The organism is Pseudoalteromonas rubra, assembly GCF_005887115.1.
GTDB classification, from domain to species: domain Bacteria; phylum Pseudomonadota; class Gammaproteobacteria; order Enterobacterales; family Alteromonadaceae; genus Pseudoalteromonas; species Pseudoalteromonas rubra_F.
The window spans coordinates 16585-30602 of sequence record NZ_PNCJ01000046.1 but is presented as its reverse complement, the minus strand read 5'-3'; the positions used below and the strand labels follow the sequence as shown (position 1 = coordinate 30602).

Annotated in this window: 15 protein-coding genes; 7 read left to right on the top strand and 8 right to left on the bottom strand. The window is 51.4% G+C overall.

Features of this window, described 5'->3' with window-relative positions; genetic code table 11:
• Nucleotides 1-19: 19 nt before the first annotated feature.
• The 5 genes from xerC to lptM form a co-directional block, all read right to left on the bottom strand.
• On the bottom strand, nt 20-964 hold the full coding sequence (gene xerC / locus CWB98_RS21185) for a tyrosine recombinase XerC (RefSeq protein ID WP_138546629.1): 945 nt from the start codon (nt 962-964) through the stop codon (nt 20-22).
• Entirely contained in the window at nt 961-1605 is a 645-nt protein-coding gene (locus CWB98_RS21180) for a DUF484 family protein (RefSeq protein WP_138546628.1), read from the bottom strand. The genes xerC and CWB98_RS21180 overlap by 4 nt, the downstream gene beginning before the upstream one ends.
• Nucleotides 1602-2432, bottom strand: a complete 831-nt coding sequence (dapF, locus tag CWB98_RS21175; RefSeq protein WP_138546627.1) for a diaminopimelate epimerase — start codon at nt 2430-2432, stop codon at nt 1602-1604. Before dapF ends, CWB98_RS21180 begins: the two co-directional genes overlap by 4 nt.
• A 90-nt stretch (nt 2433-2522) precedes the next feature.
• The gene (lysA, locus tag CWB98_RS21170; RefSeq protein WP_138546626.1) at nt 2523-3776 is read right to left on the bottom strand and encodes a diaminopimelate decarboxylase; all 1254 of its coding nucleotides are present in this window, start codon (nt 3774-3776) and stop codon (nt 2523-2525) included.
• Nucleotides 3777-3974 carry an LPS translocon maturation chaperone LptM gene (gene lptM, locus CWB98_RS21165; protein WP_138546625.1) on the bottom strand — a complete coding sequence of 66 codons (198 nt, stop codon included), beginning with the start codon at nt 3972-3974 and terminating at the stop codon, nt 3777-3779.
• A gap of 127 nt (nt 3975-4101) precedes the next feature.
• Here lptM and cyaY point away from each other — a divergent pair, with 127 nt between their 5' ends.
• The 7 genes from cyaY (at nt 4102) to add (ending at nt 11103) form a co-directional block, all read left to right on the top strand.
• Nucleotides 4102-4422, top strand: coding sequence for an iron donor protein CyaY (gene cyaY / locus CWB98_RS21160; RefSeq protein ID WP_010387071.1), 321 nt, complete (start codon nt 4102-4104; stop codon nt 4420-4422).
• On the top strand, nt 4422-5075 hold the full coding sequence (locus CWB98_RS21155; RefSeq protein WP_138546624.1) for an alpha/beta hydrolase: 654 nt from the start codon (nt 4422-4424) through the stop codon (nt 5073-5075). The genes cyaY and CWB98_RS21155 overlap by 1 nt, the downstream gene beginning before the upstream one ends.
• Nucleotides 5076-5092: 17 nt before the next feature.
• Nucleotides 5093-5974 (top strand): DUF2914 domain-containing protein, encoded by an 882-nt coding sequence (locus CWB98_RS21150; RefSeq protein ID WP_138546623.1) that lies wholly within the window; start codon nt 5093-5095, stop codon nt 5972-5974.
• Between the two features lie 19 nt (nt 5975-5993).
• Complete coding sequence (gene hemC, locus CWB98_RS21145) at nt 5994-6932, top strand: hydroxymethylbilane synthase (RefSeq protein WP_138546622.1); 939 nt, start codon at nt 5994-5996, stop codon at nt 6930-6932.
• Nucleotide 6933: 1 nt separating this feature from the next.
• A complete protein-coding gene (locus CWB98_RS21140; protein WP_171045714.1) occupies nt 6934-8733 on the top strand; it encodes a uroporphyrinogen-III C-methyltransferase in 1800 nt (599 codons plus the stop codon).
• Nucleotides 8730-9833: a heme biosynthesis HemY N-terminal domain-containing protein gene (locus tag CWB98_RS21135; RefSeq protein ID WP_138546620.1), complete on the top strand. Its 1104-nt coding sequence runs from the start codon at nt 8730-8732 to the stop codon at nt 9831-9833. Before CWB98_RS21140 ends, CWB98_RS21135 begins: the two co-directional genes overlap by 4 nt.
• 274 nt (nt 9834-10107) lie before the next feature.
• On the top strand, nt 10108-11103 hold the full coding sequence (add, locus tag CWB98_RS21130) for an adenosine deaminase (RefSeq protein WP_138546619.1): 996 nt from the start codon (nt 10108-10110) through the stop codon (nt 11101-11103).
• A 30-nt stretch (nt 11104-11133) separates the two neighbouring features.
• Here add and CWB98_RS21125 read toward each other — a convergent pair whose 3' ends face one another.
• From CWB98_RS21125 to ubiD, 3 genes are all read right to left on the bottom strand, one after another.
• Nucleotides 11134-11544, bottom strand: a complete 411-nt coding sequence (locus tag CWB98_RS21125) for a CBS domain-containing protein (protein WP_138546618.1) — start codon at nt 11542-11544, stop codon at nt 11134-11136.
• A gap of 128 nt (nt 11545-11672) precedes the next feature.
• Nucleotides 11673-12386: an NAD(P)H-flavin reductase gene (gene fre, locus CWB98_RS21120; RefSeq protein WP_138546617.1), complete on the bottom strand. Its 714-nt coding sequence runs from the start codon at nt 12384-12386 to the stop codon at nt 11673-11675.
• Nucleotides 12387-12530: 144 nt separating this feature from the next.
• Complete coding sequence (gene ubiD, locus CWB98_RS21115; RefSeq protein ID WP_138546616.1) at nt 12531-14003, bottom strand: 4-hydroxy-3-polyprenylbenzoate decarboxylase; 1473 nt, start codon at nt 14001-14003, stop codon at nt 12531-12533.
• Nucleotides 14004-14018 lie beyond the last annotated feature (15 nt).

Here is a 14018-nt window from a genome sequence, read left to right as displayed (position 1 = left end):
TTAATGGCCAAAGACCTACTCAGTCTTTACGCTGTTTGCGTGCTCTGGGGTGGGCGTTGTCATACACTTTGGCAAGATGGCCAAAATCAACATGAGTATAAACCTGTGTGGCGGACAAACTGGCGTGACCTAACATTTCCTGAATGGCCCGCAGGTCACCACTGGATTCGAGTAAATGGGTGGCAAAGGAATGGCGCAGTTTGTGAGGATGAATGGTGCCTGAGATCCCCTGACGGATCCCCCATTCCTGCATTCTGGCACGCACATGGCGCGCTGAAATACGGGTTTTGCGCTTACTGACAAACAACGCGGGCTCCTCTGCCGTGGCAAACTGAGGGCGATGTTTGAGCCAAAGAGCGATGGCCTCCAACGCTTTGGTGCCAACCGGTACGATCCGTTCTTTATTACCCTTACCCAGCACCCGGATTTCGCCATCACGGATGTCGTGAAGATTGGCATTAACCAGCTCACTGACACGCAGTCCGCTGGAGTACATCAGCTCCATAATGGCTTTGTCACGCAGTGCCAGAACATCATCGTCCTGAATATCCAAAAGCTGCGCCATTTGGTCGACATCCAGGCTCTTTGGCAGGGGCTTTTGAAATTTAGGACCGCGTAAGCCCTGAGCCGGATTCGGCGTGTCGGTGTGTGCCAGGTGCTTGTGCTGCAAAAACTTATACAAGCTGCGTACACAGCTGAGTTTCAGATTGATACTGCGCGGGTTATATTGCCGGGTACGCAGTTGCATCGAATAGCGCCTGACCAGCTCACTACTGACTGCCAGCCAGTGATCACAATGGGGTGCAAAAAAAGCGGCGGCCTGCAATAGCTGGCGTCGATACTGGCCCAGTGTATGTATAGAGTACTGACGTTCAAACTGTAGATAAGCGGCAAAGTCCTCTATCGGCTCCAGCCAGCCCGGACCGAGGTCATTTGGGTTCACATCGAGATGCGGTTTGCTCATGCCAGATGGTGTAATCGCAGTGTTAGTGAAGTCACCAGCTCGCTGACGAACAGGTCGCCGTTACCTGGTGCAAAGTGATCGGCGCAGTGGCTGGCGAACAACAACAGAGCTTTAGGAGTTTCACTATCACCTAATGTATATAACGCAAAGGACTGACACTGAGCGTCTTTTACCAGCCCGGTACGCTCGGCCTGACTCAGGCGACCCAGATAACAGCTCGAATCTTTGAGCCGACTGCGTTGCAATGCGCTGACGGCACGCACCTGCTCATTGTCTGCTTGTAAATTGATCAGCTGACAATGACTGACTTTAGGTAATTGAGTCAACTCATGACTCAGTAAATCGGTCAGGGAAGACACATCCTGACACTGCCACAGGCGACGCTGGCACTCACTGAACAGGCGATAAATCTGTTCATTCTCATTAGCATGCGCAACCATCTGTGCGATCTGTTTTTCAAGTTGCTGGTTGCGCTCACGCAACGTGCGTTGCTGTAATAAAGCCAGATTAGGCGCCCCCTGAGAATCGTTGTGTAGATTGAGCTCAAGCAACAGGTAAGGGTGTTGCAGCAAAAACTCGGGGTGGTGATGAAGAAACTCCTGCACCTGCTGAGGTGTCAGCGAGCCTGCGTCATTACTCATAAGGCGATTTGTCCGTCGAATACGTGTTCCGCAGGGCCGGTCATCTTGACGCTCTGGCCCGGGCCATTCCAGCGCACCTGAATGCTTCCACCTGGTAAGTCGACCCGCACGGTGCTGGCAAGTTTATCCTGAGCAATACCGACGACTGCTGCGGCACATGCACCGCTGCCGCAGGCTAATGTTTCAGCTGCACCTCGCTCCCAGACTCGCAATTTAATGTGCTCTCGGTTGATAATTTGCATAAAACCAATATTAGCACGTTTTGGAAAACGTTCATGTTGCTCAAGCAGAGGGCCAAGCGTGTTAACCTCTGCCTGGTCGATATCCTCAACCTCAATCACACAATGCGGATTACCCATAGAGACGACGCCGCAGAAGACGGTGTGTTCCTGTGCACGCAGAATATAGGTTTGCTCCTGTTGCTTTGCTTTGAATGGGATTTGCGTTGGTGCAAATTCGGGTTTGCCCATATTGACCGTAACCTGGCCGTCTTTTTCGGTGAACAGGGTAATATTGCCACCTTTGGTAGACACACTCACTTTATGCTTATTGGTCAGGCCTTTCATGCGGACAAAGCGCGCAAAACAGCGAGCGCCATTACCGCACTGTTCTACTTCGGTACCGTCGGCATTGAAGATCCGATAATGAAAATCCAGATCAGGTGAGTAGGGCGGCTCAACCAGTAACAGCTGGTCAAAGCCGATGCCAAAATTACGGTGTGCCAGTTTACGGATCTGGTCGCGTGACAAAAAAACATTCTGGGTCACATTATCAACGACCACAAAATCATTGCCTAAACCATGCATCTTAGAAAAATTTACAAACATAAAGCCTTATCTATATTTGGTGCCGGTGGCCAGCAGGTACCGCACCTATTTTATGATTGTGATAACCTTACTTTGCCATGCCGCGCGTCATTACGGAAGCACTTGCTCGCCTTGCCACAAGGATTCCAGCGTCTCTCTTGCGCGGATCAGGTGACAGCTGTCTCCATCGACCATGATTTCAGCAATACGCGGGCGTGAGTTGTAATTAGAGCTCATGGTAAAGCCATAGGCACCAGCTCCTCGTTGGGCCAACAAGTCGCCAGGCTGAATCGCCAGCGGCCGATCTTTACCTATAAAATCCCCTGTCTCGCACACGGGCCCTACAACATCATAGGTATGCAGTGGCGTATCATCCTGGCGGGGTGTGACCGCAATGATCTGTTGCCACGCCTGATACAGAGAAGGGCGCAACATGTCATTCATGCCGGCGTCAACAATGGCAAAGTGCTTGTCTTTGGTTGGTTTAAGGTATTCAACTTTGGTAACCAGGATCCCGGCATTTGCGGCAATAGCACGGCCTGGCTCAAAGATCAGTTCCAGATGTTGGTACTCGGCGAGCCGGGCTTTAACCTCAGCGGCATAGGCACTGGGGTGGGGTGGCTTTTCGCTGTCATAGGGCACGCCCAGACCGCCGCCAATATCCAGATGCCTGAGCGTAATGCCCGCCGATGCGAGTGTCTCTACCAGTGCAAGCACTTTATCCAGAGCAGCAATAAACGGAGTGACTTCGGTGAGCTGGGAGCCAATGTGAAAATCAATACCCACAACATCAATGCCGGGCAAAGCACAGGCAAGCTGATAGACATTGAAGGCTTCTTTAATATCAATACCGAATTTGTTTTCTTTTAGCCCGGTCGAAATATAAGGATGTGTTTTGGCATCTATATCCGGATTGACCCGAATTGAAATCGGCGCGAGCAATTCGAGTTCACTGGCCACTTGACTGATACGACGTAATTCCGCTTCGGATTCGACATTAAAACACTTAATGCCGGTTTTGAGTGCAAAAGCGATTTCCTGGGCGGTTTTTGCTACGCCGGAAAACACGATTTTGGCCGGATCGCCGCCAGCTTTGAGCACCCGAGCTAACTCGCCTTGCGAGACTATGTCAAACCCGGCACCCAGCCTTGCCAGTACATTCAGTACCGCGATGTTGCTGTTTGCTTTGACAGCATAGCAGACCAAATGTGGGTGCCCTGCGGCCGCGTCGGTGAACGCGTGGTAGTGGCGCTCCAGCGTCTTTCGAGAATACACATAGCAGGGCGTGCCATAGTGCTCGGCGATGTCCCGAATGGCGACCTGCTCTGCATGCAGCTGATTATCCTGGTAGTGAAAGAAATCCATTTACGACTCCTGTTTCGTATCATCGTCCTCAGACGGTGCGGTATCCTGAGCAGGCTGAGGCGTTTGCTCGGGCGCATTGGTCGGTTGGGGGCGTTGTTCAGGTAAATATAGAGGCCCACTCTGACCGCATGCACTTAGCAGCAAGAGGCTGGTCAAGATCAGGGTAAATAGGCTAAATTGAGTGTATGTCGCTTTCATTAGATTAATGATGTCAGTGCCTTTATAATCGCAGAGTAACAGAATTGGTAAAAAAAGCAGCTTAGAAAGTAAATTTAATTGCGCTAAAGTAGCGGACTTTCGGGGTTTGCACAGTAAGGATCAAGCTATGACAGATCATGAGTATCACGAGTTAGCCGACGCGTTAATGTTGACCATTGAGGAGCAAATTGACGACTGTGAGGTTGACCTGGATTATGAATCGGCATCCGGGATCCTGGAGATCATTTTCCCGGACCGCAGCAAAATAGTGATTAACAAGCAAGCTCCACTGCACCAGGTGTGGGTTGCAACTAAGTTTAACGGGCATCATTTTGAGCTGCGCGATACGCAGTGGATAGATAACCGCAGTGGTGCCGAGTTCTGGCAGTTTATGAGCGATGCAGCAACCCGCCAGGCGGGTCAGACCATAGAGTGGCAGCACGACTGATGCTGTCATTTGTAGAGTACCCGGCCCAGGGAACCCACAGGGCAAGCGTGATTTGGTTACATGGTCTGGGCGATTCCGGAGAGGGCTTCTTACCGATCGCACCTGAGTTAAGGCTACCCGCCGAGCTGGGTGTGCGGTTTATTTTCCCGCACGCGCCAGAGCAGCCAGTGACCGTGAATAATGGTATGGTGATGCGCTCCTGGTATGACATCAAATCTTTTGATCTGGATAAAAGAGCCGACGAAGCGGGTGTGAGAGACTCTGCGAAGCTGGTTCAGGCACTGATTGAAACTGAGTTGGACGCTGGCATACCACCAGAGCGTATTATTCTGGCTGGATTCTCACAAGGTGGGGTCATGGCATTGCACCTGGCGCCGCGTTTAAAAGTGCGGTTAGGTGGCGTGATGGCCCTGTCGTGCTATATGTGTGCGCCAGATAAACTGGCACAGGAAGCGGTGCAGAGCGACCTGAATGTGTTTATGGCCCATGGCAGCCTGGATCCTGTGGTTCCTATGGTGGCTGGACGGCAGGCCTTTGACACCTTACACGCTCAAGGCTACGAAGTTAGCTGGCAGGATTACCCGATGCAGCATCAGGTTTGCCAGGAAGAGCTGGAGGCAATCCGCACCTGGTTACTGGCCAGGCTAACGTGACAACAGAGTGAACACCCATGACACAACGCATTGTGATTAAAACCGCAGTAACCAAAGCAAACGAGGTCCCGGCAAGGCCCGTCACCTACCAATATCATTGGCGCCGCATTGGTGCGGTTGGTAGCGTGGCTGCAATTGGCTTAGCTGCCACGTTTTATGGGATAGTGAATTCGGTGAGTGCAGACGAACAGCCTGTCGAAGTGGTAGGTGCGTATCAGGGCCCGGAGCCTGCAAACAGTGTGTCTGACGTCATTGCAGAGGATATGTCTGTTACAGATATGGCGCTTGTTGCATCTGTTGAAAACGTTCAGCCTGCCTCGGAAGAATCGCTCACCGAGCTGGTGGCCCACCCGACCGAGGAGCTTGTTAGTGCAACTGAGTCAGAAGCGGCGGCAATTGCGGCTGTTGAGTCAGAGTCTGTTGAGCTGAAAGATGAATTCGCGGTGGCGAGTGCGGACTTACAAGTGGATGATCCTGACAATGGTCGTGACAGCGAGACGAGCAAACGGTTTGCTGAAGACGCCCGAGTTGCGAGTGTGGCCATGGCTGCTCAAGTCGACACCACTCATGTGAGTCGTGCTGTGCTGACTACCGAGGTTGTAGATCGGGAGCCGGTCAACGTACTCAAAGACAGTGTTGAGCAAAGTGCCTTTTCGGAGAAGTTATATTTCTTTACCGAAGTGCGTGGGTTGCAGGGACAAACTATACGGCACCTGTGGTTTCATCAGGATCAGTTGATGGCTGAAATTGAGCTGCCTATCAGTGCCTATCGGCATCGGACCTACTCCAGCAAAAATATTATGCCAAGCCAAAGTGGCCAGTGGCGGATTGAAGCGATCACCGCTGATGACCGGCTGTTGGCACAGAAAACCTTTAGAATTATTGCAACCGCTCAATAGCGAGCAAACTGAGTAAAGCATGACGACGAAAAAGAATGTGTTGCGTATCGCAACAAGAAAAAGTGCGCTGGCCCTGTGGCAGGCCGAGTTTGTGAAAGCCGAACTGGAAAAGTTTCACGCCGATCTGGAAGTCGAACTGGTTCCTATGTCGACCAAAGGCGATAAGATTTTAGATACGCCACTGGCTAAGATTGGTGGTAAGGGCTTGTTCGTCAAAGAGCTCGAGCAGGCTATGCTGGAAGGGCGTGCGGATATCGCGGTACATTCGATGAAAGATGTGCCTGTAGAGTTTCCTGACGGGCTTGAACTACATACCATTTGTGAACGCGAAGATCCCCGCGATGCGTTTGTCTCAAATAACTATCAATCGCTGGCAGAGTTACCGGCAGGTGCTGTTGTGGGGACATCGAGTTTACGCCGTCAATGTCAGATCCGTGCAGTACGTCCAGATCTGGTGATCAAAGACTTACGCGGTAATGTGAATACGCGCCTGGCCAAACTGGATGCCGGTGAATTCGATGCCATTATTCTGGCTGCTGCGGGATTGATCAGACTGGAAATGGCTGAGCGGATCGCCAGTTTTGTTACGGTTGAAGATTCGCTACCCGCGAATGGCCAGGGTGCCGTAGGCATTGAATGTCGAAGTGACGATGCGCAGGTTCAGGCCTGGCTGGCTCCCCTTGAGCATAGTGCAACGCGCATGCGTGTGTTGGCTGAGCGGGCCATGAATCGTCGCCTGGAAGGGGGATGTCAGGTGCCTATTGGTGCGTATGCCGAAATTGACGGTGAACAATTGACCTTGCGTGGTCTGGTGGGCGCGGTCGATGGCAGCCAGATACTGCGAGGGGAGCAAAGCGGTCCGGTCGCCGACGCTGAGCAGCTGGGGATCCGCCTGGCTGAGTCTTTGCTGGCGCAAGGTGCGGACCAAATTTTGGCTGAGGTTTACCGGGACAACTAATGTGAAACTAGCCATCACACGTCCGGCGGGCAAAGGAACACTGCTTGCCGATCAGCTCGAAGCACAGGGGATCAGTTGTGACTGCACCCCCGTGCTGGAGCTGGTAAAACTGCCGGTCAGTGATACTGAACTGGCTCCCGTCACAGATGCTGATCTACTCATTTTCATATCTCAGGATGCGGTGCACTATCTGGCACAGCATCAGCCCGACTTCTCTGCCGACTGTCAGTTTTTCGCGGTGGGCGAAAAGACCGCCGCAGCCATCGAAGCGTGCTTTAATCGTCAGGCTTGTGTGCCTCAGCAGCATGACTCTGAGGGTTTACTTGCCTTAGCGGCACTACAACAGGTTGAAGACAAGCGGGTTGTGGTGGTCAAGGGACGAGGTGGTCGCACACTGATCAGTAAGATGCTCAAACAGCGTGGTGCGCTGGTATCGCATTGCGTAGTCTATGAGCGGATCCCGGCTGCAACAGGGTCTGATATCTGGTTGGACCACTGGCAAAGGCTGGGCATAGACGGTATAGTGATCACCAGCAATGCAGCCATTGACGCCATCTTCAATACTCAGCAGAGCGAATTACTAAACTGGCTGAGCAGCCGCCGGTTTTATCTGGTTAGTCAACGCAGTGCAGAATACCTTCGCGAACAATACGCGATTGAGGACAAACAAATCGCCATCAGTGCAGGAGCAGATAACGATGCGTTACTGGCCTGTATTATGGACAATCAGCCCCGCCAAGGTGGAACTATGACAGAACAACAACAAAGTCACTCAGGCCCTCAGTCTTCGGGCAAAACAACGAAAACCGTCAATGCGTCCGGAAAAATCAGTAAAACGGCTGTTTTGGCTTTATTGGTCGCATTGGCTTCCGGTACCGGCGCGGGGGGGGTGTATTATCTGGGGCAGCAGCAGCTGCATCAATACCAGCAAACGCTGGCACAACTGAGTAGTGATAATCAGCAGTTACTTACAGAATTGGCGGCCAGTAAACAAGCACTTGCCGCACTGCGTGGCGAGGTGACTGACCGTGAGCAGCAGGTTGCACAGCAACTTAACGCGCAAACTCAAGAGCTTGAGCGACGCTTACAGAGCACACTGCAGGCAGCCAAACAGCAACTGGGTGGTGCCCAAAAAGCGGAAATAACCGCTTTGATACGCACTGCGGAGTTTCAGGCCAATATCCAAAAGCACTACCTGGCTGCAGCTGCGACCTTGACTCGTCTGAACGATTTAATGCGTGAGCAGAGCAATTCATCGGCGGTGCAAACAGCCATTGCTGCCGATCTGGCGCTGTTGCATGCCCAGCCCAAACCTCAGCTGGAAGCGCTGTATCTGGACCTGCACGGCTATGTGGCTCAGGCAGATGACTTACCATTACAGATCATGACTAAACCAGCGGAGCAGCAATCTGAGCAAAGCGAACTGACGGAGCAGGTGAGTGACTGGAAGGCCAATGCCTGGCGCTCCTGGTTAAAAATCCAGGATCAGTTCATAAAGGTACGCAGTCATGATAAGCCTGTTATTGATCCGCTGTTAGATACCGAGGAACAACAGCTTATTCGTGCTCAGCTGAGTAGTTATCTGCGTCAGGCCCAGACGGCATTGATGCAGCAACAGCAGAGTATTTACTTCACTGCACTGGAAGGGGCGGGCGCGACCTTAGCGCGTTACTATCGGACTGAAGACAGTGCGGTAGTGGCAATGCAGGCTGGCCTGAAAGCACTGCAACGTAAAGAGTTTGCAGCGCCAGCAGCCCTTGAGTTGCAAACCTCTCAGGCCGTGAAGGAGTGGTTACAATGACACGCACACTGATCTCTGTTTTAGTGCTTCTGGGCGTGCTGGCAGCCGGCCATTTGTTGATCGACGAAAAAGGCTATTTGCTGATTGCAGTGAACAACCACACCATAGAGACCTCACTGTTTGCACTTGCCGTTATTGGAATTTTTGCTGTGCTGCTCGGTGCTTTGGTGCTGAACTTACTTGGTGCACTTTGGCGGACCTTCGCCCGCAGCCGTGGCTGGCTGAAAGGGCGCAAAAATAAACGTCAACAGCAAGCACTGGAAGCCGCTGTCTGGGCATGTATTAATGGCGATGACGGGCAATTGCAGCAAGCCCTGGCGATAAGTGATTTGCCCATTCATTGGCAGGATCAGCAGCGCGCGATGGCGGCTCGGGTTGCGTTGCAACAGCAGCAGCCGACGCAGGCATTGGCAGATCTACAGGCAATGTCTCCCCAGTCGCAAGGGCAGGTTGCCAAACTTTGGCTGGCAGCCAATCAGGGTGAGCAGGCCTTGACCCTGCTAGGGGCACAGATGACCGATAAAAAAGTGTCTGACAGTGTGGTGGCAAGCTATCTTGAGGCTTTGATCCAGGCCGGACAGAGTGAACAAGCACTGGCATTGCTCCAGCAAAAGTACAAACAGCTGGACTGGTCAGAGTCGCGCTGGAAAGCGTATCTGCACGCCTTGTTTGCAATCGATGACAGTACGGCGCAGGCCACGTTTAATGCACTGCCTAAAGCGCTGCGGCCTTTAGCAGCGCCAGCGCTGACCCAACAAGCGCTGCGTCATGGCCAGTTTGATGCTGTGCGTGGTGACTTACTGAAATATCTAAAAAAAGGTCAATATCAGCAACTGGCAGAGGCGTTACAGTACGCCGCCAGTTCGGACCCTGAATTGCGTAAACTGATCCAGGCTGCGTTAAAGAAACAGCCAGATCAGCCTGAACTGCTGTTCTGCCTGGCGTGTCTGGCCAATGCACAAGGGGAGCATGAGTTGGCTGCTAAGATTTTCGATACGCTGGCTCAATCACCCTGGCAAGGGCTGTGGCAGCAACAAGCCGAACAGGCCTATGCTAAAACGGGGCAATTTGATAAGGCCTACCTGCTGGCCACCCAGTAAATCACTTATACAGGCAAAACACCGGTCGTCAGGCCGGTTTTTTGCTCTGGCACCCATCAGCTCACCTATCCTGACCTGAGAAAACCTCGGGACAACGCGCTAGGTGCGCGCTCAATAACAACTTTTAAAATCGGTAGCAAAAGCAGTTGTCCATTGGGATGATTACATATGAATGTGGATTGGTATAAATAATCGACTTTGCGGATATTTGTCCTTGAATCTACACTTAGGCTGCGTATGATCTGAAAAATTTTATCTGCAATCCGAGTGCCTTATGATCAATACCAAACTACCTTTACTTGATTTACACCGTCACTTAGACGGTAATGTACGTCCTGAGACCATTTTGGACCTTGGTCAGAAGTTCAATATGCCGCTGCCAGCACACGATGTAGAAGGTCTGAGGCCACATGTCCAGGTACTCGATAACGCCCCAAACCTGATGGCTTTTCTGGCAAAACTAGACTGGGGTGTCAAGGTGCTGGGTGATTACGATGCTTGTCGTCGTATTGCAGTTGAAAATGTCGAAGATGCCATTGCTCAGAAGATGGATTACACAGAGCTGCGTTTTAGCCCTTACTATATGGCCAAAACTCATGGTTTACATCCGCAAGGTGTGGTGGAGGCGGTGGTTGACGGAATTAAATCGGCTACTCTGGGGCGTGATATTAAGGTCAATCTGATTGGTATTATGTCGCGTACCTTTGGCGTTGAAAAATGCCAATACGAACTCGATGCCCTGTTGGCGTTTAAAAATGATTTGGTCGCCATTGATCTGGCCGGTGATGAAATCGGTTTTCCGGGTAAGTTGTTTAACGACCATTTTAAACAAGTCCGTGATGCCTATCTGGGCGTGACCATTCACGCAGGTGAGGCGGAAGGTGCAAGCAGTATGTGGCAGGCGATCAACGAGCTGGGAGCGACGCGCATTGGCCATGGCGTAAAAGCCATTGAAGATCCTAAGCTGATGGATTATCTGCGCGACAATCGTATCGGCATTGAGTCTTGCCTGACCAGCAACTTGCAAACCAGCACTGTCGCGAGCATTGAAACTCACCCACTCAAGCAATTCTTAGATCATGGTATTCTGGCGACAATTAATACAGATGACCCGGCGGTACAAGGGGTGGAGCTGGACAACGAGTTTGAACAGGCCGCGCCACTGGCTGGTCTCAGTGACGCTGATATCAGACAGGCACAGGCCAATGCAGTTGAGATTGCTTTCTTAAGTGACTCGGATAAGCAGGCGCTGTTACAAAAATATGCCTAACTGGCGCTATTCCTCTTAATTACCAGCTGCTCAGTGTGCTGAGCAGCTCAAGTAGTTTTCTTTTAGTGCATTGAGCACCTGACTGCGGGTCACCACTGCTATCACCTTGTCGTTATCGATAACCGGATAAATCTTGGGTTTGTTCTGCTGCATCTGCGTGGCTAAATCTACCACTGTGGTGGTTTTGCTGACCGATAAGGTCTCTTTGCGCATCAATTGGCCAACTGCGGTGGCGCCATCACAGAAATAACTACTTTGCAGTAGTGGGGCCAGCAATTGTTGTTCGGAAATAAAGCCCACTAATTTACCTGTATGATCCTGTACCGGTGCACCGAATAGGGCGAATTTTTCGAGCTGTACAATGGCGTCGGTGATTTCAGTATCGGGTGTGATCAGTGGAAACTGGGTAGACATGATGTCCGAGATAAATTGTTTAGCCATGTGGGTTCTCCTGTTAAGTGACAGTTCCAGTATGGATAAACAAAACGTATTTTAAAAATGGATTATTTGTATCACAATGATTGGTTTTTTTGATGGGTGCGCGATCGGGCGACCGCGCATCCGGTGCATTATTTAATAAATGTAAACGCGTCGGCGAACATAAATTCGCGTTGCGCGCCATGGTTGATGAAGTCATCACGTACGATGCCAATCATGTCAAAACGACCGGCCATATAAACACTGTATGGTTCCAAAGAGACAATGTCCTTCATCACCGCCTGGTGCACATAACCGGTGTGGCCTGTCCAAGTCTCTGATGCATGCTCTACCACAGGAATAAACTGGAAGTTTGCCCGGCTGTTTGCCCAGGCTTCCATTTCAGCCTTGGCATACAGTGCTGATTCTTCTTTGACACCCCAGTAGAACAAGACTGGCTGGTCATAGTTAATTTCCGCCAGATGGTCGGCCATAGATTTAACATAGGAAAAACCGGTGCCGCCTGCCAGCAGAACCAGTGGACGCGCCTGTTCAGGGCGAATTTGCGAAACACCCAATCCGACTTCTAAATCGACCTGTGCCTGGTTACTGTGTGCTGCTTTTAAATGATCCAGCGCCTGCATGGCATAGGAATCTGCGCCAGATGCGCCTATGTGAAGCTCCAGCGCATTCTTCTTCGACGGACTACTGGCGATTGAGAATGCGCGTTTGTCTTTTTCACCAAGTACTAATTGCAGGTAGTGGCCAGCAGCAAATTCGGCATCCTGCTCGGGTGTTAAGACAACTTTAGATACGTATTCAGTCAGTGGCGAAATCTCGGCCACTGTGGCTTTGAGTACTTGCATTTTTTACCTTAGAAAATAAGCACGGTGGTGAAAGTGTGTGCACTTTAGCACACTCGCGATTGCCCTGTAACCGCTTTCACACCGAGACAGACAGTTTCCCGTGTCGCTATCATCAGAAAGACAGAAAAAAGTCTGTCTTATTCATTACGATTTAATGATTTTGAGGCTGTCCCAGATCTCATCGACACGCTGTTTCGTCGCGTCATCCATGACGATGGGCTCACCCCATTCTCGATCGGTTTCGCCCGGCCATTTGTTTGTTGCATCCATGCCCATTTTGGAACCAAGCCCAGACACAGGAGAGGCAAAATCGAGATAATCGATAGGCGTGTTTTCTATCATAGTGGTATCCCGAGCCGGATCCATACGGGTCGTAATGGCCCAGATCACGTCATTCCAGTCTCTGGCATTGACGTCGTCGTCGCACACTATGACAAACTTGGTATACATAAACTGGCGCAGGAATGACCACACGCCCAGCATTACGCGCTTTGCATGACCAGGATACTGCTTCTTCATGGTAACTACGGCCATCCGGTAGGAGCATCCCTCTGGTGGCAGGTAGAAGTCGACAATTTCCGGGAACTGCTTTTGTAAAATAGGCACAAAGACTTCATTGAGTGCAACGCCCAGAATGGCAGGTTCATCGGGCGGTCTGCCGGTATAGGTACTGTGATAAATAGGGTTGTCGCGATGCGTGATGTGGGTGACTGTCATCACTGGAAAGTCATCAACCTCATTATAGTAACCGGTATGATCACCATAAGGGCCTTCCGGTGCGGTTTCACCTGGTTGAATATACCCCTCCAGAATGATTTCCGCTGTGGCGGGTACCTGCAGGTCGTTTGACACTGATTTGACAACTTCGGTCTTACTACCACGCAACAGGCCTGCAAAGGCATACTCGCTCAGTGTATCCGGTACTGGAGTGACGGCACCCAAAATCGTTGCGGGGTCTGCACCTAAGGCGACTGAGACCGGATAGGGTTCACCGGGGTTTTGCTGACACCATTCCTGAAAGTCCAGGGCCCCACCGCGATGGGATAACCAGCGCATGATGATCTTGTTTTTACCTAGCAGCTGCTGACGATAAATGCCCAGATTCTGGCGCTTCTTGTGGGGTCCGCGGGTGACGGTTAAGCCCCAGGTGATCAAGGGGGCTGCATCACCCGGCCAGCAATGCTGGATTGGTAACTGAGTCAGATCGACCTCATCGCCACTCAGTACGACCTGTTGGCAGGGGGCTTTTTTGAGCTCCTTTGTGGGCATATTGAGTACTTGTTTGAATACCGGGATTTGACCCAGTGCTTCTTTGATCCCTTTAGGTGGTTCAGGCTCTTTCAGAAACGCCAGTAGTTTGCCGACTTCGCGCAACGCTTCCACGTCGTCCTGACCCATACCCATGGCAACACGTTTTGGTGTGCCAAAAAGGTTAGCAAGTACAGGCATGTCAAAGCCTATGGGATTTTCAAACAAGATAGCGGGCCCGCCGGCGCGCAATGTACGGTCTGCTATTTCGGTCATCTCCAGCTTGGTGGAAATGGGCTGGCTCACCCGCACCAGCTCACCCTGCTTTTCCAGCAGAGCTATAAATTCTCTTAAATCTTTATATTTCATCACTATCTAGGGCTG

Bases quoted from the DNA above. Each gene is read 5' to 3' on its own strand.
- cyaY (WP_010387071.1), top strand. From the start codon at position 4,102: ATGACAGATCATGAGTATCACGAGTTAGCCGACGCGTTAATGTTGACC.
- CWB98_RS21135 (WP_138546620.1), top strand. From the start codon at position 8,730: ATGACACGCACACTGATCTCTGTTTTAGTGCTTCTGGGCGTGCTGGCA.
- ubiD (WP_138546616.1), bottom strand. From the start codon at position 14,003: ATGAAATATAAAGATTTAAGAGAATTTATAGCTCTGCTGGAAAAGCAG.
- hemC (WP_138546622.1), top strand. From the start codon at position 5,994: ATGACGACGAAAAAGAATGTGTTGCGTATCGCAACAAGAAAAAGTGCG.
- dapF (WP_138546627.1), bottom strand. From the start codon at position 2,432: ATGTTTGTAAATTTTTCTAAGATGCATGGTTTAGGCAATGATTTTGTG.
- CWB98_RS21180 (WP_138546628.1), bottom strand. From the start codon at position 1,605: ATGAGTAATGACGCAGGCTCGCTGACACCTCAGCAGGTGCAGGAGTTT.
- CWB98_RS21155 (WP_138546624.1), top strand. From the start codon at position 4,422: ATGCTGTCATTTGTAGAGTACCCGGCCCAGGGAACCCACAGGGCAAGC.
- lptM (WP_138546625.1), bottom strand. From the start codon at position 3,974: ATGAAAGCGACATACACTCAATTTAGCCTATTTACCCTGATCTTGACC.
- CWB98_RS21125 (WP_138546618.1), bottom strand. From the start codon at position 11,544: ATGGCTAAACAATTTATCTCGGACATCATGTCTACCCAGTTTCCACTG.
- add (WP_138546619.1), top strand. From the start codon at position 10,108: ATGATCAATACCAAACTACCTTTACTTGATTTACACCGTCACTTAGAC.
- lysA (WP_138546626.1), bottom strand. From the start codon at position 3,776: ATGGATTTCTTTCACTACCAGGATAATCAGCTGCATGCAGAGCAGGTC.
- xerC (WP_138546629.1), bottom strand. From the start codon at position 964: ATGAGCAAACCGCATCTCGATGTGAACCCAAATGACCTCGGTCCGGGC.
- CWB98_RS21150 (WP_138546623.1), top strand. From the start codon at position 5,093: ATGACACAACGCATTGTGATTAAAACCGCAGTAACCAAAGCAAACGAG.
- fre (WP_138546617.1), bottom strand. From the start codon at position 12,386: ATGCAAGTACTCAAAGCCACAGTGGCCGAGATTTCGCCACTGACTGAA.